This window comes from Streptomyces sp. T12, from assembly GCF_028736035.1.
Lineage (GTDB): Bacteria > Actinomycetota > Actinomycetes > Streptomycetales > Streptomycetaceae > Streptomyces.
In genome coordinates, this window is sequence record NZ_CP117866.1 from 4127557 (window position 1) to 4145779 (window position 18223).

General features: G+C 71.3%; 20 protein-coding genes. 11 read left to right on the forward strand and 9 right to left on the reverse strand.

Features of this window, described 5'->3' with window-relative positions; all coding sequences use genetic code 11:
* Positions 1–40: 40 nt before the first annotated feature.
* Entirely contained in the window at positions 41–598 is a 558-nt protein-coding gene (locus tag PBV52_RS18295) for an acyl-CoA thioesterase (protein ID WP_274239483.1), read from the reverse strand.
* Between the two features lie 119 nt (positions 599–717).
* Here PBV52_RS18295 and PBV52_RS18300 point away from each other — a divergent pair, with 119 nt between their 5' ends.
* A complete protein-coding gene (locus tag PBV52_RS18300; protein ID WP_274239484.1) occupies positions 718–2028 on the forward strand; it encodes an LCP family protein in 1311 nt (436 codons plus the stop codon).
* An 87-nt stretch (positions 2029–2115) separates the two neighbouring features.
* Here the strand turns inward: PBV52_RS18300 and PBV52_RS18305 are convergent, their stop codons facing one another.
* Complete coding sequence (locus PBV52_RS18305) at positions 2116–2478, reverse strand: four-helix bundle copper-binding protein (protein ID WP_274239485.1); 363 nt, start codon at positions 2476–2478, stop codon at positions 2116–2118.
* Positions 2479–2841: 363 nt separating this feature from the next.
* Positions 2842–3999 carry an acyl-CoA dehydrogenase gene (locus PBV52_RS18310; RefSeq protein WP_274239486.1) on the reverse strand — a complete coding sequence of 386 codons (1158 nt, stop codon included), beginning with the start codon at positions 3997–3999 and terminating at the stop codon, positions 2842–2844.
* A 217-nt stretch (positions 4000–4216) separates the two neighbouring features.
* On the opposite strand from PBV52_RS18310, the gene PBV52_RS18315 reads away from it, so the two are divergent.
* The 6 genes from PBV52_RS18315 (at position 4217) to PBV52_RS18340 (ending at position 10371) form a co-directional block, all read left to right on the forward strand.
* Positions 4217–5560 (forward strand): UDP-glucose/GDP-mannose dehydrogenase family protein, encoded by a 1344-nt coding sequence (locus PBV52_RS18315; RefSeq protein WP_274239487.1) that lies wholly within the window; start codon positions 4217–4219, stop codon positions 5558–5560.
* Positions 5561–5953: 393 nt separating this feature from the next.
* The gene (locus tag PBV52_RS18320) at positions 5954–6568 is read left to right on the forward strand and encodes a hypothetical protein (protein ID WP_274239488.1); all 615 of its coding nucleotides are present in this window, start codon (positions 5954–5956) and stop codon (positions 6566–6568) included.
* Positions 6565–7881 (forward strand): copper resistance protein CopC, encoded by a 1317-nt coding sequence (locus PBV52_RS18325; RefSeq protein ID WP_274239489.1) that lies wholly within the window; start codon positions 6565–6567, stop codon positions 7879–7881. The genes PBV52_RS18320 and PBV52_RS18325 overlap by 4 nt, the downstream gene beginning before the upstream one ends.
* A 27-nt stretch (positions 7882–7908) precedes the next feature.
* Positions 7909–8994 (forward strand): cupredoxin family copper-binding protein, encoded by a 1086-nt coding sequence (locus PBV52_RS18330; protein ID WP_274239491.1) that lies wholly within the window; start codon positions 7909–7911, stop codon positions 8992–8994.
* 118 nt (positions 8995–9112) lie between these two features.
* Positions 9113–9646 carry a hypothetical protein gene (locus tag PBV52_RS18335; RefSeq protein WP_274239493.1) on the forward strand — a complete coding sequence of 178 codons (534 nt, stop codon included), beginning with the start codon at positions 9113–9115 and terminating at the stop codon, positions 9644–9646.
* Positions 9643–10371 carry a plastocyanin/azurin family copper-binding protein gene (locus tag PBV52_RS18340; RefSeq protein WP_274239495.1) on the forward strand — a complete coding sequence of 243 codons (729 nt, stop codon included), beginning with the start codon at positions 9643–9645 and terminating at the stop codon, positions 10369–10371. The genes PBV52_RS18335 and PBV52_RS18340 overlap by 4 nt, the downstream gene beginning before the upstream one ends.
* Before the next feature lie 67 nt (positions 10372–10438).
* Here the strand turns inward: PBV52_RS18340 and PBV52_RS18345 are convergent, their stop codons facing one another.
* A complete protein-coding gene (locus PBV52_RS18345; protein WP_274239498.1) occupies positions 10439–10939 on the reverse strand; it encodes a CGNR zinc finger domain-containing protein in 501 nt (166 codons plus the stop codon).
* Between the two features lie 124 nt (positions 10940–11063).
* Here PBV52_RS18345 and PBV52_RS18350 point away from each other — a divergent pair, with 124 nt between their 5' ends.
* Positions 11064–11423, forward strand: a complete 360-nt coding sequence (locus tag PBV52_RS18350) for a VOC family protein (protein WP_274239499.1) — start codon at positions 11064–11066, stop codon at positions 11421–11423.
* A 26-nt stretch (positions 11424–11449) separates the two neighbouring features.
* The gene (locus tag PBV52_RS18355) at positions 11450–11839 is read left to right on the forward strand and encodes a VOC family protein (RefSeq protein ID WP_274239500.1); all 390 of its coding nucleotides are present in this window, start codon (positions 11450–11452) and stop codon (positions 11837–11839) included.
* 12 nt (positions 11840–11851) lie between these two features.
* Here PBV52_RS18355 and PBV52_RS18360 read toward each other — a convergent pair whose 3' ends face one another.
* Entirely contained in the window at positions 11852–12979 is a 1128-nt protein-coding gene (locus PBV52_RS18360) for a dipeptidase (RefSeq protein WP_274239501.1), read from the reverse strand.
* 121 nt (positions 12980–13100) lie between these two features.
* Entirely contained in the window at positions 13101–13460 is a 360-nt protein-coding gene (locus PBV52_RS18365; RefSeq protein WP_274239502.1) for a MerR family transcriptional regulator, read from the reverse strand.
* A gap of 69 nt (positions 13461–13529) precedes the next feature.
* On the opposite strand from PBV52_RS18365, the gene PBV52_RS18370 reads away from it, so the two are divergent.
* Positions 13530–14660, forward strand: a complete 1131-nt coding sequence (locus tag PBV52_RS18370) for an alkene reductase (RefSeq protein WP_274239503.1) — start codon at positions 13530–13532, stop codon at positions 14658–14660.
* Here PBV52_RS18370 and PBV52_RS18375 read toward each other — a convergent pair.
* From PBV52_RS18375 to PBV52_RS18385, 3 genes are read right to left on the reverse strand one after another with little or no spacing between them, the layout of a single operon-like run.
* Positions 14609–15793 (reverse strand): dipeptidase, encoded by a 1185-nt coding sequence (locus tag PBV52_RS18375; protein WP_274239504.1) that lies wholly within the window; start codon positions 15791–15793, stop codon positions 14609–14611. The two genes, PBV52_RS18370 and PBV52_RS18375, sit on opposite strands and share 52 nt — an antisense overlap.
* Positions 15794–15798: 5 nt before the next feature.
* A complete protein-coding gene (gene purE / locus PBV52_RS18380) occupies positions 15799–16338 on the reverse strand; it encodes a 5-(carboxyamino)imidazole ribonucleotide mutase (protein WP_181449655.1) in 540 nt (179 codons plus the stop codon).
* On the reverse strand, positions 16335–17474 hold the full coding sequence (locus PBV52_RS18385) for a 5-(carboxyamino)imidazole ribonucleotide synthase (protein ID WP_274239505.1): 1140 nt from the start codon (positions 17472–17474) through the stop codon (positions 16335–16337). The genes purE and PBV52_RS18385 overlap by 4 nt, the downstream gene beginning before the upstream one ends.
* Positions 17475–17649: 175 nt before the next feature.
* Between PBV52_RS18385 and PBV52_RS18390 the strand changes: the two genes are divergently transcribed.
* Positions 17650–18213, forward strand: coding sequence for a GtrA family protein (locus tag PBV52_RS18390; protein ID WP_274239506.1), 564 nt, complete (start codon positions 17650–17652; stop codon positions 18211–18213).
* Positions 18214–18223 lie beyond the last annotated feature (10 nt).

An 18223-nucleotide genomic window follows, 5' to 3' on the forward strand; every position in this document is an offset into this window, starting at 1 on the left:
GGGCTCCCGGCGCCCCCGGTACCCCTTGGTCCCGGGCCCCTCAGTCCTCGTACCCCTCCGCCGCCCGCTTCTCGCGCAGTTCCTTGATCGCGCGGCGGCGGGACAGACGGTGGGTGCGGCGGATCTGGGCCTCCTGGTTGCGGCGCTTGTCGCGCTCGGTCTCCGGTATGACCGGTGGGACGCGGCGCGGCTTGCCGTCGGCGTCGACGGCCGCGAAGACGAGGTAGGCCGAGCCGACCTGGGTGGCCGGGTCGGACTCGTTCCAGCGCTCGGCCAGGACCCGTACCCCGACCTCCATCGAGGTCCGGCCGGTCCAGTTGACCTGGGCCTTCACATGGACGAGGTCGCCGACGCGGACCGGTTCGAGGAAGACCATCTCGTCCATGGACGCGGTGACGGCGGGGCCGCCGCTGTGCCGGCCGGCCACGGCGCCCGCCGCGTCGTCGACGAGTTTCATGATCACGCCGCCGTGCACCGTGCCCAGAAGGTTGGTGTCGTTGTGGGTCATGATGTGGCTGAGGGTGGTGCGGGATGCGGCGGTCGGCTTGCCCGGGATCTCCGGAGTGTCCGACTGCGCGGCGGTGACCTGGTCTGTCATGACCTCCACCTTATGCCGACCCGACATTCGCGGACTTTGTGTTGGGTTCGCAACAGCCGTGCCTCTATTTTCCCCCGGCCCTTGTAAGACACCTGGCCGTGCCCTGCACACTGGGGCGCATGAATGACTGGCCCGGTGGATGGTCCGACGACAATCGCGGTGACCGCTACGGACGCGGCAGCTCGAGGGCACAGCCCGAGGGCGCGCGCGTGATGCGGCAGGTCCGCCGTGGTCCGGCGGCACCGCCCGGCCAGGGGTACGGCGGGGTGCCGCAGCAGCCGTCGTACGTGAACGGCCAGGGCCACGGCGGCTACGGCGACGACCCCGTCCATGACGACGGGTACGACAGCGGCTACAACACCGGCCAGGTCTACGGCGGGTCCGGCGGCACGGGCGGCCCCGGGGGTCCCGGGGGTCCCGGAGGCCGCGGGACGCGCGAGCCGCGGCCCGCGCCGAACTGGCGGCGCCGTATCAAGGTGACCGCGATAACCGTCGTGACCCTTGTGGTCGTGACGTCCGTCGCCACCTACTTCTGGGCCGACTCCAAGCTCAACCGCGAGGTCGACCTGTCCAAGGTCATCGACCGGCCGGAGGCGGGCGAGGGCACCAACTACCTGATCGTCGGCTCCGACAGCCGTGAGGGCATGTCGGCCGAGGAGAAGAAGGCACTGCACACCGGGTCCGCCGAGGGCAAGCGCACGGACTCGATGATGATCCTGCACACCGGCGGCAACGGTCCGACGCTGATCTCGCTGCCGCGTGACTCGGACGTCGAGATACCGACCTTCGTGGGCTCCGAGTCCGGCAAGACGTACCAGGGCACGGGCCGGCACGTGAAGCTGAACGCCGCGTACGCCGAGGACGGCCCGGAGCTGCTGGTTCGCACCGTGGAGTACAACACCGGTCTGCACATCGACCACTACGTCGAGATCGGCTTCGCGGGCTTCGCGAACATCGTGGACTCGGTCGGCGGTGTCGAGATCGACATCCCGCAGGACATCAAGGACTCCAAGTCCGGCGCGGACTTCAAGAAGGGCAAGCAGACCCTGAACGGCGAGGAGGCGCTCGCCTTCGTCCGCACCCGGTACGCGCTGCCCGGCTCCGACCTGGACCGTACGAAGAACCAGCAGAAGTTCCTCTCGGCCCTGGCCAACCAGGTGGCGACGCCGGGCACGATCCTCAACCCGTTCAAGCTGTACCCGACCATGGGTGCGGGGCTGGACACCCTGATCGTCGACAAGGACATGAGCCTGTTCGACCTGGCGGACATGTTCTGGTCCATGAAGGGCGTCACCGGCGGCGACGGCAAGTCGATGAACATGCCGATCTCCGGCTCCACGGGCGGCAACCTCGTCTGGGACAAGGCGAAGGTGAAGACGCTGGTGGAGCAGCTGAAGAACGACGAGACGGTGACCGTCTCCGGCAACTGAGCAGCGCACAGCCGGGCAGCGCACAGCAGTCGAGGGCACCCCTGCGGGTGCCCTCGAGTGTTTCCGGGGAGTGGTGCCGGACGGTCGTCACATGGTGGCGCCCGACATCGCGCGGCAGGCCTCGGCGCAGCGGCGACACGCCTCGGCGCAGCGCATCATCTGCGGGTCGTCCGGCATGGACATACACGCCTCGGCACACATGGCACAGGCCTTGGCGCACATCGCGCACATCTCGGCCGTCATGGGCGAGCGGCGCATCATCATGTCCGCGCACATGCGGGTCGTCTCGGCGCAGTCCATGAGCGCCCGCATGATCTGCATCTGCGGCTGGCCGCCCATCTGCATGCAGGAGCTCATCGTCTCCTCGCAGACCACGTGGCAGGACATGCACGCGTCGACGCAGGCCTGCATCTCCTTGCTCATGGCGGTCATGGTGCCTTGCTGGGTCATGGCTCCTCCTGGGGTGCGGAAGCCCGGGGCGGGCCCCGTGCCCTTCCGTCCTACGCCCGCCCGCCGCACCGCGCCATCGGACGGACGCGCCCGATCCGCCCCCATTGGGGTTACGGCTCCCCGTCGGCGGCGTCCGGGGCCGGGGCGGGCAGGAAACGACGCCGGTTCAACAGGCGGCGGACGACCGGGAGCGCCTCCGGGTCGCGCGTCCGCCGCTACGTAGGCGAAGACGCACCGAGGCAGGCCCGACTCGGCGTGGACGTACGGCACTTGGGCACCGAACGCGGATCGCCCTCCGCCCGGGGGAGGGCGAAGGGCGATCGGAGAAGAGCTACGACAGACCGCGGCAGTGCTACGGCGGTCCTACGGCAGGTTGCGCGCCATCACGATGCGCTGGACCTGGTTCGTGCCCTCGTAGATCTGCGTGATCTTGGCGTCGCGCATCATGCGCTCCACCGGGTAGTCACGGGTGTAGCCGTAGCCGCCGAGGAGCTGGACGGCGTCGGTGGTGACCTCCATCGCCACGTCGGACGCGAAGCACTTGGCGGCGGCGCCCAGGTAGGTGAGGTCGGCGTCGCCGCGCTCGGAGGCGGCGGCGGCCTGGTAGGTCAGGGCGCGGGCGGCCGAGATCTTCATGGCCATGTCGGCGAGCATGAACTGGATGCCCTGGAAGTCGGCGATCGGCTTGCCGAACTGCTTGCGCTCCTGGACGTAGCCCTTGGCGTAGTCCAGCGCACCCTGCGCGATGCCCAGCGCCTGCGCGGCGATCGTGATGCGGGTGTGGTCCAGCGTCTTCATCGCCGTGGCGAAGCCGGTGCCCTCCTCGCCGATCATGCGGTCCGCCGGGATGCGAACGTTGTCCAGGTAGACCTCGCGGGTCGGGGAGCCCTTGATGCCGAGCTTCTTCTCGGGGGCGCCGAAGGAGACGCCCTCGTCCGACTTCTCCACGACGAAGGCCGATATGCCCTTCGAGCGCTTGGCGGGGTCGGTGACCGCCATCACCGTGTAGTAGTCGGAGACGCCGGCGTTGGTGATCCAGCGCTTCACGCCGTTCAGGACGTAGTGGTCGCCGTCGCGGACCGCCTTCGTCTTCATGCCGGCGGCGTCGGAACCCGCGTCCGGCTCGGAGAGGCAGTACGAGAACATGCCGTCGCCCTTGGCGAGCGGGGTCATGTACCGCTTCTTGAGGTCCTCGGAGCCGGAGAGGATCACCGGGAGCGAGCCCAGCTTGTTCACCGCGGGGATGAGGGAGGAGGACGCGCACACGCGGGCCACCTCCTCGATCACGATCACCGTGGCGAGGGCGTCCGCGCCCGCGCCGCCGTACTCCTCGGGTACGTGCACCGCGTGCAGGTCGGCCGCGACCAGCGCGTCCAGCGCCTCCTGCGGGAAGCGGGCCTCCTCGTCCACCGCGGCAGCGTGCGGCGCGATCTTCGCCTCGGCCAGCGAGCGGATCGCGTCGCGGAGCATGTCGTGCTCCTCGGACGGGCGGTACAGGTCGAAGTCAGCCGATCCGGCCAAGGTCTCTCACGCTCCAAGGACGCTGTGTGGTCTAGCGGACGCTGTGTGGTCTAAGTGCGATGCTGACGCTAATTACCGTTAAGTAACTCAAATTTTAGGGGGCGGCTCACGGGAGTGATACGTGAGCTTGGCGACAGCTGGAAAGTTGCCCGTCGAACGGCCCGACTATGCTCGGGCCCGCATCACCGCCGGACCCCGCAGACCTCTGGAGTACCCCATGGCCCTCAAGATCACCGTGATCGGCACCGGTTATCTCGGCGCTACGCACGCCGCAGCCATGGCCGAGCTCGGCTTCGAGGTGCTGGGGCTCGATGTCGTGCCCGAGAAGATCGAGATGCTGCGGCGCGGTGAGGTCCCGATGTACGAGCCGGGACTGGAGGAGCTGCTGCGCAAGCACGTGGCCGGGATCGAGGGGTCCACCGGGCGGCTGCGGTTCACCATGGACTGGACCGAGGTCGGGGCGTTCGGCGATGTGCACTTCGTGTGCGTGAACACGCCTCAGCGGCACGGCGAGTACGCCTGTGACATGTCGTACGTCGACCGCGCCTTCGAGTTGCTCGCCCCGCACCTCACCGGCCCCGCCCTCGTCGTCGGCAAGTCCACCGTCCCCGTCGGCTCCGCCGACCGCCTCGCCGCCTACCTCGCCGCGCACGCACCGGCCGGCGAGGACGCCGAGCTCGCCTGGAACCCTGAGTTCCTGCGCGAGGGCTTCGCCGTCGACGACACCCTGCACCCGGACCGGATCGTGGTCGGCGTGCGCAGCGAGCGGGCCGAGAAGCTGCTGCGCGAGGTGTACGCCACCCCGATGGCCGCCGGCTCCCCCTTCGTCGTCACCGACTTCCCCACCGCCGAGCTGGTGAAGACCTCCGCCAACTCCTTCCTCGCCACCAAGATCTCCTTCATCAACGCGATGGCGGAGGTGTGCGAGGCCGCCGGCGGCGATGTCGCCAAGCTCGCGGAGGCCATCGGGTACGACGACCGGATCGGGAAGAAGTTCCTGCGGGCCGGGATCGGCTTCGGCGGCGGCTGCCTGCCCAAGGACATCCGCGCCTTCATGGCCCGGGCCGGCGAGCTGGGCGCCGACCAGGCGCTGACCTTCCTGCGCGAGATCGACTCGATCAACATGCGCCAGCGCGGCCAGATGGTGGAGCTCGCCCGGCAGGCGCTGGGCGGCGGGCCCTTCCTAGGCAAGCGGGTCGCCGTGCTCGGCGCCACCTTCAAGCCCGACTCGGACGACGTCCGGGACTCGCCCGCGCTGAACGTCGCCGGGCAGATCCACCTCCAGGGCGGCCAGGTCACGGTGTACGACCCCAAGGGCATGGACAACGCCCGCCGCCTCTTCCCGACCCTCGGCTACGCCGACAGCGCGATCGATGCCGTACGGGGCGCCGACGTCGTACTGCATCTGACGGAATGGCGGGAATTCCGCGAGCTGGATCCGGCGGCACTCGGCGAGGCCGCGACGGCTCGGGTCATTCTGGACGGGCGTAATGCCCTGGACCCGGAGTTGTGGCGGAAGGCCGGCTGGACTTATCGGGCGATGGGGCGGCCGACGGCCTGAGAAAAGACGGGCCGTTCAGGCGGGCTGTTAAGGCGGGCCGTTCAGGCAGAGGAATCGTGCTCGCCCGGCTCTCCTCACGGGGGGGACAGGCCCGCGGGCGCCCGCGGGCGGCCCATGGCGAGCCCGCACAACGCATATGCCGTTCTCCTTGAAATCCCCACGCGGCTTCGCATTCTATTCGAGTAGCGTGAGGGAAAAGAAATACTCGCACGCGAATTCTTCACGGCCGCAATGCGCGGAATAGCGATGGTCTCACCCGGTCTCACAGCGGGGGTCCCCTCGAAAGAGAGGCGCCGCAACAGCTGTTTAACTGACGCGTAGCCGCGCGGAATTCGCGTGCCACTCCACTGGTCGGCGTTCGCTGGTTTTGAACAGACCATGCCAGGAGTGACCATGCCCCTGTTCCGCCGGGCCCTGTGGCCGCACGACCACCGCGACGAACTGGTCGCGGGAGCGCTCGTCGGCGCCGTGGTGGTCGTACTCGGATACGCGTCGGGCATCGGCGCCCCCGCCGCCTCCTCCGACGCGACCGCGGCCCCGCCCGCGGTCACCTCACCGTCGCCCCCGGGCGGGGCCGCCGCCCCGCCGGAGACCCCGGGCGACATCTCGGGCGGAGCCGCGGGGGGCGCGCCGGGGGCCGGGGTACTGCCGGTCACCGGCGTCTACTACCCCGGCGGCACGGATCACACCGGCCACACAGGCACCTCCGGCGGGACGGGCCACACAGGCCACGGCGGCTCCCCCACGCCCTCCGCCCCCACGTCCCCGCCCTCCTCCGACCCGTCCGCGCCGGGCACCACCCCGCCCGGCGACGACGACGCCACCTGCGAGGACGGCGAGGTCCGGCTCGCCGGGCCGCTCCTGACCGGCCTCACCGAGCCCGTCTTCGGTCTCCTCAACCCCACCGCCGAGGCGTCCCCGGCCCCGCAGCCCTCCCCCTGCGTCGGCCTCGCCCCGCTCCCGTCCCTCCTCGGCGGCGTCAGCCCCTCCCCGGAGGCGACGCCGTGACCCCCCGCCGCACGCTCGTCCTCCTCGTCCTCACCCCGCTCCTCTACGTCCTCCTCGGCTCCCCGCAGGCCTCCGCCCACACCGAGCTGGTCACCTCCAGCCCCGCGAACGGCGCCGAGCTGAAGCAGGCCCCCGACCACCTCACGCTCACCTTCGACGAGCCTGTCGAGCCGGCCGACGTCCGTGTCATGACCGTGGACGGCGACCGGCTCCCGGTGTCCCGCGTGCCGGGGCACAACGGCGAGGTCGTACGGGCCGCCCTCGGGCACCCGGCGGACGGCTCCTTCGCCGTCGTCTGGTCGGTCGTCGACGAGGAGGACGGGCACGCCTCCTCGGGCCGGCTCGACTTCGGCATCGCGGCACCGGCCGCACAGGACCGCGGCGACGAGGCCGTGACCGCACCGTCCCCCCTGGTGCGCAAGGGCCTCGTCGCCGCCCGCTGGGCCGGCTATCTCTCGCTGGCGCTGTTCATCGGGGGCCTCGCCTTCGTCACGTTGCTGTGGCCGCGCGGCGCGCACGAGCCGCGGGCCAGGGCGCTGCTGGGACTGGCCTGGACGTGCGGCCTGCTGGCGTCGGTCGCGGCGATCGGGCTCCAGGGCGCATACGCCACGCTGGGCGGCCTGCGGGAGGCCCTGCGCGCCGAGACGTACGCGGACGTCCTGACCACCGAGCCCGGCATCGTGCTCGCCGCCCGGGTCCTGCTGTGGGTGCTCGCGGCCGTGGTGCTGAGCGCGCTGCTCCAGGGCGGGCCCCGCACCTCCCGCTCCCCCGGCTGGCGGGTCGGCGCGCTCGCGGTCTGCCTCGGGCTGCTGCGGGCGACCGGCATGGCGGGCCACAACGCCGAGGGAAGTGAGCCCACTTGGGGCGCGATCGCCGACCTCGTGCATGTGCTCGGCGTCTCGCTGTGGATCGGCGGGCTGGTCATGCTCGCGCTGGCGGTGCTGCCGCGGCGGCGGCCCGATGAGCTGGCCGCGGTGGTACCGGGCTACTCACGGCTGGCGGCCGTCAGCGTGGCGGGCATTGTGGCCGCCGGACTGGTACTGGCGTGGCAGGTCGTGGGGTCGTACGACGCCCTGCTGCACACCTCGTACGGGCACCTGCTGCTGGCGAAGACCGCCGTGCTCGCGGCCGTCCTGCTGGTCGCCCTCGCCAGCCGTCAGTGGGTGCGTACCCGCCTCGATCTCGCCGTGCTGCTGCGCGGCGACGCCGCCGCCGTGCGGCCCTTCGGTTACTCGGTCGCGGCCGAGACGGGGCTGGTCCTCGTCGTGCTCGCCGTGACGGGTCTGCTGGTCACGACCAACCCTGGCCAGTGAACTCCCAGGAAAATCAAAGGAGTTGCGTTGAAACGAAGTAATGACAGCGACGCGGCACCGCGTCACCGGCCGCCCGCGGGCAACCGGGGACTGCTGGTCGCCGGAGTCGGCGCGGCGCTGGCCGCGGTGCTCAGCCTGGGGCTGCTCCAGGCCGCCGCCGGCACCTCGGCGGCCGGGGCGTCCTCCACGGCGGACGCGGGCGCGGCTCAGGCGCCCGCTGCCGCCGCGGCCCAGGCCCAGCCGGCGGCCGACGCGGCGCCGGACCACCAGGTCGACATCATGAACAACAAGTTCGGCGACGGGAAACAGCTCGTCGTCGAGGTCGGCGACACGGTCCGCTGGACCAACCACGACAGCGTGCCGCACACGGTCACCACGACCAAGGGCCCGAAGAAGTTCGACTCGGGCACGTTGGAGCAGGGCGACTCGTGGTCGTACACCTTCAGCACGGCCGGGACGTACGAGTACTACTGCGCGGTGCACCCGGACATGGTGGCGTCCGTGAAGGTCGTCGCCCCCGACGACGGCGGCACGTCGGGCGGTTCGTCCGGTGGCTCGTCCGGTGGTTCCTCGGGCGGGTCGAGCGGCGGCTCCTCCGGTGGCTCCGGCTCCGGTGGCGGCACGGGCGGTACGTCGGGTGGCGGCACGGGCGGTACGTCGGGTGGCGGCACGGGCGGTACGTCCGGTGGTGGCTCCGGCGGCACGTCGGGCGGTTCGTCGGGCGGTACGTCCGGCGGTGGCTCCGGTGGCGGCGACGAGCAGTGCGCCAGCGTCCAGGACGTGCTGCTGCCGATCCTCCAGCACCTCAACGCGGCGCACCTGGAGCGGTCCCCGGGCCAGCAGGTGCAGGACGCGCTGGCGCTGGACGCGTACATCAAGACGCACACGGTGTGGATCGAGAGCATCCTGACGCCCGCCACCCAGGGCGGCGGCACGATCCTCGACGACACGCTCAGCGTGCTGCTGAACCACATCAACAAGGCGCACCTGGAGGAGTCGCCCGGGCAGCAGGTCGCCGATCTGCTGAACGCCGACAGCTACGTGCAGATGCACACGGTCTGGGCCGAGCACCTGCTCACGCCCACCGAGGACTTCCTCACCAACAGCTGCTGACACCACCCGCGCGCAAAGACGGACGCCGGTCCGGCCGAGGCTCAGTCGGCCGGACCGGCGCTCCCCCATTGTCCCCGTCACCGCCGCCCTTCCGGAACCGCTTTCCAAGGAGACCGGGATGACAACCGTCACCCTGCCCGTCGACCCGACCCCGCCCGGGGCCCCCGGCTCGCCCCCCTGGCTGCCCCGGCCCGGCCGGTATGCCGTGGCCCCCGGCCGCTGGCTGGTCGAACTCACCGCTCTGTGCGGCCCGTTGCCGCTCCGGCGTCGCCGCCTCACCCTCGCGACGGCCTCGCTCACCGTCCCGGAGACCGACGAACACCCCACCTTCCGCTTCGAGCTCGACGGCGCCCACCTCAAGGGCGTGCTCACCCTCGACCACGCGCACGCGCACGCCCACGCCCACGCCCACGCCCACGAGGGCACCGGCATCGTCCAGCTGACCGGCGACCTCGGCATCGACGGCACCGACTTCCCCGCGCTGCTGCGGCTGCGCGTCGTCGAGCGGTCCGACGACCTGCTGCTCTTCGTGGGCACCGCCCGGCTGTCGTACCGGCTGCTGCGCCGCGCCACCGGCTTCCGGTTCGGCCGGTTCGACCGGCTGCGGCCCACTACGCGGCTGCGGCTGCTGGTCGCCGGGGAGTTCGCATGAGGGCGGCACGGCGAGCGGTCCCGGGGACCGTCCTCGCCCTGGCCGTCCTGGCCGTCCTGGTCGTCCTGGTCGGGATGCTGCTCGTGCTGCCGGTCGGCCGGGCGTCGGCGGCGACGTACCGGGTCGCCATGAGCGGCTACGCCTTCAGCCCCACGACCCTGACCATCACCGCCGGCTCCACGGTCACCTGGACCAACCAGGACACCGCCCCGCACGACGTGAAAACCACGTCGGCTCCGGCCGCCTTCCACTCCCCCATGCTGAACAAGGGCGGAAGCTGGAGCTTCACCTTCAACACCCCGGGGACGTACGCCTACTACTGCACCGTCCACCCGAACATGACGGCCCGGATCGTGGTCCAGGCGGCGGCACCGAAGACTTCGGCGCCCGCGCCGACGCACGACCACTCGGGTACGGGGTCATCGACGGGACACCAGTCGTCCGGTCACCACGCGACCGCACCGAGTCCGACAGCGGCGACACGCTCACCGGCCTCCTCGCCCGTACGGTCCACACCGTCCACGTCGGCTCCGGCGTCCGCGCCACCCGGGTCACCGACGCCCGCACCCACGCCGGCCTCTGTGCCGCAGACCCAGGTCACCGCCTCGACAACCCGCCCACTGGACCCGCTCCTGATCCTGACCGGGATAGTCGCGGGCGTCGCGGTCCTGTGCCTGCTCCTGGTGGGCTCCCGGGCCTCCCGGACCCGCGAGGAGAAACCCTGACGGCAACGCCCTGAGGGCGCGGGCACTTCCAGTAGGCGTCATGACGTCACTTCTAGGCGTCATGGCGTCACTTCGCCCGATACCGCCGCATCTTCGCCCGCGCCCCACACACCTGCATCGAGCACCAACGACCGCGGCCCGCCGGGCTGCGGTCGTAGTACGCCCAGTGACAGTCGACGGCCTCGCAGGCCTTCAGCCGGTTCCACGTGCCCTCGACGAGGGCCTGGGCGATGGCCGCCGCCACCCGGGAGAGCAGCGGGCCCTCGTCGGCGGGGGCGAGGCCGGCCGAGCCGTCGGCGGCCTCGACGGTGACGAGCAGCGGGCTCGCCGCCAGCAGCTCGCCCAGCGGGGCCACCGCACGATGCGGCGGATGCCCCGCGTGCGCGAGAAGAACCACCCGCAGCGACTCCCGCAGCTCCCGCGCTCCCGGCACGTCCTCCTCGGCCAGCCCGAAGCGCGCCCGGCCCTGCGCCGTGTCCAGCGAGTCGGCGCCCGACTCGATGTCCAGCGTGTTGACCAGGGACTCGACCAGCTCCAGGCCCCCGGGCGCGGGCGATCTCTCACTCATGGCTGCACGCTACCTCCCGATTCCCCTTGCGACGTTACCGCCTATGAGGGAGCATGCAGTAACGGAGTTACCCCATGCAGAGCTGTAGGGGTAACCAAGGCACCAAGACTTCGAGGAGGAAGTCATGGCCATCGCCGAACTGGGCGTCGTCGTCCTGGACTGTCCCGACCCCCGTGCCCTCGCCGGCTTCTACGCGCGCGTGCTCGGCGGAAGCGTCGAGGGCGAAGGGGACTGGGTGGACTTGAAGGTGCCCGGCGGGCAGTCGCTGGCGTTCCAGGCCGCCCCCGGGTTCGTACCGCCGAAGTGGCCGGCGCCCGATCACTCCCAGCAGTTCCATCTGGACCTGACCGTCGCGGACCTGGACGCGGCCGAGGAAGGCGTACTGGCACTGGGGGCGAAGCCGCTGGACGCCGAGGACCGGTCGCGGAGCTTCCGGGTTTACTCGGATCCAGCCGGGCACCCGTTCTGCCTGTGCGCCTGCTGATCACGCCTCGACCGCCGGAGGAACCCATGAGTCCCGTGGCACGCCTGCGTTCCGTCGTCATCGACTGCCCCGACCCGCGCGCCCTCGCCCGCTTCTACGCAGGCGTCGGCGGCGGTACGCCCGAGGACGACGACCCGGATTGGGTCGTACTCCAGATCCCGGGCGGGCCACGGCTCTCCTTCCAGGCGGCGCCCGGGTACACGCCGCCGGAGTGGCCGCGGGGCGACCGCAACTCGCAGCAGTTCCACCTCGACTTCGACGCGGGGTCCACCTGGGAGGAGGTCGACGCGGCCGAGGAGAAGGTGCTGGGGCTGGGTGCGCGGTTGCTGCACGCCGAGGACAAGGAGGACTGGCGGGTGTACGCCGACCCGGCGGGGCACCCGTTCTGCCTCTGCCGGATCGAGCACGGCGAGTAGCGAACCCTCCGGTCAGCGGTCGAGGTCGGCGATCTTCACCGTCGACGGCTCCCGGCGCCGCTGTGCCTCCCGGGCCGTGAAGTCGGCTTCGCGCAGGACGCGCTGGACGTTGCCCCAGGTCAGCAGTGCGATGTCAGCCTCGGGCCAGCCCCGGCGCAGCAGCTCGGCGACCAGGCGGGGGTAGCCGGAGGCGTCGGTGAGGTCCTGGGGGTGGGCGGCGCCTGCGTCGTAGGTGCCGGACAGGCCGACGCACTCCGGGCCCGCCACCTCGCGCACGTGGTCGAGATGGTCGGCGACGTCCCGGACGGACGGGCCGGTCTGCTCGGCGGTGAGCGGCACCATGCACAGGCCTCCGACGGCGCCCAGCTCGGCGAGCAGGTCGTCGGGGAGGTTGGCCGGGTGGGGGCGCAGGGCGTGGGCGGCGGAGCGGGCGCACACGACCGGTGACTTGGAGACCGCGCAGGCGCGGCGCAGGGTGTTCGCGGAGGCGCCGGAGAGTTCGGCCAGCACACCGAGGCGGTTCATCTCGCGCAGCACCTCGTCGCCGAACCTGGTCAGGCCCGCCTCGCTCGCCCAGGAGGTGTCGGACAGGGTGAGGGCGCGCAGCCCGAGCCCGTGCAGGGAACGCAGGATGCCGAGGGAGTCGCCGAGGGCCGCGGCACCCGCGGGGCCGGGCAGGACGGCGACGCGACCGAAGTGGCGGACGTCGGTGATCGGCCCGGGGGTGTCGGCGAGGCGCAGGCCCTCGGGGTGGGCCCGTACGACGGTCTTCACCAGGTCCAGCTGCTCAAGCGTGGCACCGACGGCCCGCTCCCCGGCCAGTCCCTCGGGCAGGTGCAGCGCCCAGAACAGCGCGGCGACGTGGCCTTCGCGCATCCGCGGCACGTCCGTGTCGACGGCGCTCTCGCCGAGCTCCAGGTCGACCCGGGGCAGCCGGCGCAGCGCCCACGGCAGTCCGCTGTAGCCGTCGGCGACGGGGTGGGCGGTGAGCAGGGCGTGGGCGCGGTCGAGGAGGCCTGCGTCGGTGTCGTCGCCCGGCCCGGCGACGGATTCGTACGGCTCCCCGGGGAGCGGGGCGGGCAGGTCATCGATCTCGCCGACCTCGGGGCTGGTGTCCAGTTCGTCCTTGAGGTCTGCCATGGCGGTCTGTCTCCGTACGTGATCGGCGTCCTGATCAGCAGTACGGTTCACCGTCGCACGGACCCCGAGCAGCTTCCTGGCGGACGGGGCGTTCGGGGGTACGGGGCACGCGCGCGGGCGGTCAGCTTTCGCGCGCCGCCTCGATCACCTCGTTCAGGGTTTCCCTGGAGCGGACGAGGTCGGCGATCATGCGGTCGATGCGGTCGCGTTCGGCGGTGAGGTCCTCGACCAGCCGGGGCGTTGCGACGGCGGAGGGGCCGCCGTCGGTGTCCCGCATGCAGGGCAGCAACTGCACGATCCGGCTGCTGTGCAGCCCGGCGGCGAACAGCTCCTGGATCCGGACGACCCGGTCCACGGCCGCCTCGGGGTAGTCGCGGTGCCCGCCCGGGGTGCGCTCGGCGCGCAGCAGGCCCTGGGTCTCGTAGTAGCGCAGCGACCGCTCACTCACGCCGGTGCGCCGGGCGAGTTCACCGATCCGCATCTCCGCCTCCGCCTCCGTCGACTGCCCGGACTTGAATCTGACACTGATGTCAAGTTTTAGCGTACGACCATGACGCAGACGACGGACTTCCTGGCCCCGGCCCGGCTCGGCCGGCTCGCACTTCCCCACCACCTGGTGATGGCACCGCTCACCCGCAACCGCGCGGCGGCGGACGGCACCCCGACCGACCTCATGGTCACCCACTACACCCAGCGCGCCACGGCCGGCCTGATCATCGGCGAGGCCTCGACACCGAACGCGGTCGGGCAGACGTACCCGAACATCACCGCGATCCACACCGACCGGCACCTGGCCGGGTGGCGGCGGGTGACCGAGGCCGTGCGGGAGGGCGGCGGGCGGATGTTCCTGCAGCTCCAGCACGGCGGGCGGGTCAGCCATCCGGAGACCACCGGCCTGACGCCCGTCGCGCCCTCCCCCGTGCCGCTGCCGGAGACGATCTTCACGCCGCGCGGGCACCGGCCGGCCGTCGTCCCCCGGGAGATGACGGTCGCCGACATCCGGGCCACCGTCGCCGACTTCGCCGCGGCCGCCCGCCGGGCCGTCGAGGCGGGCTTCGAGGGAGTCGAGGTGCACTCGGCCAACGGGCATCTGCTGCACCAGTTCCTCGCCGGGAACACCAACCGCAGGACGGACGGATACGGCGGGCCGGTGGAGCGGCGGGTCCGGTTCACCGCGGAGGTGACCGAGGCGGTGGCCGATGCGATCGGCGCCGACCGGGTGGGCGTGCGGATCTCCCCGGGAAACACCGTCAACGGCATCGCGGAGGACGACACCGACGTCCTCTACCCCGCGTTGGTGGCCCGGCTGCGGGCTCTGGACCTGGCCTATCTGCACCTCGTGCACGCCGACCCGGACACGGCGGTGTACCGGAGCATCCGCGCGGACTGGCCCGGCGTCCTGATCGGCAACCCGGTACTGCCCGACCTCACCACCGAGGGCGTCACCCGGGCCGCGGCCGGCATGCTGGCCGCCGGGGCCGATCTGGTCGCCCTCGGCAGGCCGTTCCTCGCCAACCCGGACCTGGTCACCCGCCTGCGCCTCGGCGCACCGCTCACCCCGGTCCGGGACCGGTACCTGATGTACACGGGCGGGGCGACCGGCTACACCGACTACCCCGCCCTCGACGATCAGCCGTCCAGCGCCTCGATGGTCGCGTTGGACGGGCCCCGCGTCGCCTGAAGGTCGCGGGCGACGTCCTCGGCCGCGCCCAGTACCCGTACCGCGTTCTGCCAGGTCAGCTTGGCCAGGTCGGGCTTTGACCAGCCGCGGTCCAGCAGTTCGGCGATCAGGTTGGGGTAGCCGGACACGTCGCCCAGGCCGTCCGGGGTGAAGGCGGTGCCGTCGTAGTCGCCGCCGATGCCGATGTGGTCCACGCCCGCGACCTCGCGCATGTGGTCCAGGTGGTCGGCGACCGTGGAGACGGTGGCGATCGGGCGCGGGGTGCTCTCCTCGAAGGCGCGGTGCACCTTCATCGCCTCGGCGGTGGTGTCGAGGTGGTGGAAGCCGTGGGCGCGCATGTTCTCGTCGGCCGCGGCCGTCCAGTCGACCGCCGCCTGGAGCACGAACTTCGGCACGAACGTCACCATCGCGACGCCGCCGTTGCCGGGGAGGCGTTCCAGGACGTCGTCGGGGATGTTGCGCGGGTGGTCGCACACCGCGCGGGCGGAGGAGTGGGAGAAGATCACCGGTGCCGACGTGGCGTCCAGCGCGTCCCGCATCGTCGTAGCCGCCACATGCGAGAGGTCCACCAGCATGCCCGCGCGGTTCATCTCCCGGACGACCTCGCGGCCGAAGGCCGACAGACCGCCCACGCCGGGCTCGTCCGTCGCCGAGTCGGCCCACGCGATGTTGTCGTTGTGGGTGAGGGTCATGTAGCGGACACCGAGCGCGTACAGCGCCCGCAGCGTGGCGAGCGAGTCGGCGATGGAGTGGCCGCCCTCGGCGCCCATGAGGGAGGCGATCCGGCCCTCGGCGCGGGCGGCTTCCATGTCCGCCGCCGTCAGCGCCGGGCGCAGGTCGGCCGGGTAGCGCGCCAGCAACTGCCGTACGCAGTCGATCTGTTCGAGGGTGGCGCTGACCGCCTTGTCACCGGCGTAGTCCGAGCGGACGTACACCGACCAGAACTGCGCGCCCACGCCGCCCTCGCGCAGGCGGGGGATGTCGGTGTGCAGGTGGGCGCCCTGGGAGGCGGCGATGTCGCGGGCGTCGAGGTCGTAGCGGACCTGTTCGCGCAGGGCCCAGGGGAGGTCGTTGTGGCCGTCGACGACCGGGAACTCGCGCAGGAGTTCCCGGGCTGCCTCCAGGGAGGTCATCGCCGTCACTTCCCCGAGCCGAAGCCGAAGCCGTTCGCGCCCTCTACCTTGGCGCGCAGGCGCTTGCCCTTCTCGGTGGCCTGGTCGTTCAGCTCCTGCTGGAACTCGCGCATCCGCTGCAGCAGGTCCTCGTCGTGGGTGGCGAGGATACGGGCGGCGAGCAGACCGGCGTTGCGCGCGCCGGCGACCGAGACGGTGGCCACGGGCACGCCGGCCGGCATCTGCACGATGGAGAGCAGGGAGTCCATGCCGTCGAGGTACTTCAGCGGGACGGGCACGCCGATGACCGGGAGGGGCGTGACGGAGGCGAGCATGCCCGGGAGGTGGGCGGCGCCACCGGCACCGGCGATGATCACCTTCAGGCCGCGCTCGGCCGCCTGCTCGCCGTACGTGACCATCTCGCGCGGCATCCGGTGCGCGGAGACGACGTCGACCTCGTAGTCGATCTCGAACTCGTCGAGGGCCTGGGCGGCGGCCTCCATGACGGGCCAGTCGGAGTCCGACCCCATCACGATGCCCACGACGGGGCCGACAGCGGTGCTCATTCGGTGATCGTGCCCTTCAGGTAGCCGGCTGCGTGACGGGCGCGTTCCAGCACGTCGTCGAGGTCGTCGCCGTAGGTGTTGACATGACCGACCTTGCGGCCGGGCTTCACGTCCTTGCCGTACATGTGGATCTTCAGCTGGGGGTCGCGGGCCATGCAGTGCAGGTACGCGGAGTACATGTCGGGGTAGTCGCCGCCGAGGACGTTGACCATGACGGTCCACTGGGCGCGCGGGCGCGGGTCGCCGAGGGGGAGGTCCAGGACCGCGCGGACGTGGTTGGCGAACTGGGAGGTGATCGCGCCGTCCTGGGTCCAGTGGCCCGAGTTGTGCGGGCGCATCGCCAGTTCGTTGACAAGGATCCGGCCGTCGCGGGTCTGGAACAGCTCGACGGCGAGGTGGCCGACGACGCCGAGTTCCTTGGCGATGGTGAGGGCCATCTCCTCGGCCTTGAGTGCGAGGGTCCGGTCGAGGTCGGGGGCGGGGGCTATGACGGTGTCGCAGACGCCGTCGACCTGCCGGGACTCGACCACCGGGTACGCGACGGCCTGGCCGTGCGGGGAACGTACGACGTTCGCCGCGAGCTCCCGTACGAAGTCGACCTTCTCCTCGGCGAGGACCGGGACGCCGGCACGGAACGGCTCGGCGGCCTCCTCGACGGAGTCGACGACCCAGACGCCCTTGCCGTCGTAGCCGCCGCGGACGGTCTTGAGGACGACGGGGAAGCCGTCGCCCTCGCCCGCGAAAGCGGCGACATCGCCTGGGTCGGTCACGATCCTGTGCCGTGGGCACGGCACACCGATCGCGTCGAGCTTCGCGCGCATCACGCCCTTGTCCTGGGCGTGCACGAGTGCGTCGGGGCCCGGGCGGACGGGGATGCCGTCCGCCTCCAGGGCCCTGAGGTGCTCGGTGGGTACATGTTCGTGATCGAAAGTGATCACATCGCAGCCCCTGGCGAAATCGCGCAGCGTGTCGAGGTCGCGATAGTCGCCGATGACGACATCGCTCACCACCTGCGCCGCGGAATCCTGAGGGGTGTCACTGAGGAGCTTGAACCTGATGCCGAGCGGGATGCCCGCCTCGTGTGTCATACGAGCGAGCTGACCCCCGCCGACCATGCCGACTACCGGGAACGTCACGCCCCTAGGGTATCGGCCGCGTCGGGGCGACCCTCTTACCGGACTTTTCCGGGGCTCTTTCCGAGCTATGTCCCGACCTATGAGCTCGCCCACAGGCAATCGCGGAGGGGGGTGGTTAGCATGGCTGGGTTGACGCAACCGACCGACAAAACGACCGACAGGAGCCTTCACGACCATGGGACGTGGTTCCTCGGGGCTTCATGCGGCGCCTCCAGTACCTCGCAGTGCGGTGCGACAGCGCTTTGACCGGCTGATGCGTGAGGTCGCCAAGTTCGGCGCGGTGGGTGGAGCGGGGCTGCTGGTCAACCTCCTCGTGTTCAACCTGGTGCGGCATGTGACCGACCTGCAGGTGGTGCGGGCGAGTGTCATCGCCACCGTCGTCGCGATCGTCTTCAACTACGTCGGCTTCCGCTACTTCACGTACCGGGATCGGGACAAGAGTCGTCGCACGAAGGAACTGGGTCTGTTCCTGCTGTTCAGCGTGGTCGGTCTGGTGATCGAGAACGGTGTGCTGTACGCGGCGACGTACGGGTTCGACTGGGACAGTCCGCTGCAGAGCAACATCTTCAAGTTCCTCGGCATCGGTATCGCGACGCTGTTCCGGTTCTGGTCGTATCGGACGTGGGTGTTCCGGGCGCTTCCGGTGGAGGAGGCGGTGACCGGCGCGGAATCGTTCCTGGAGCCGCCTCGGCAGGCAACGGAGCCGGAGAAGCCGCGGGTGCGGCAGCGGGTGGGCTGACGCTCGCCCC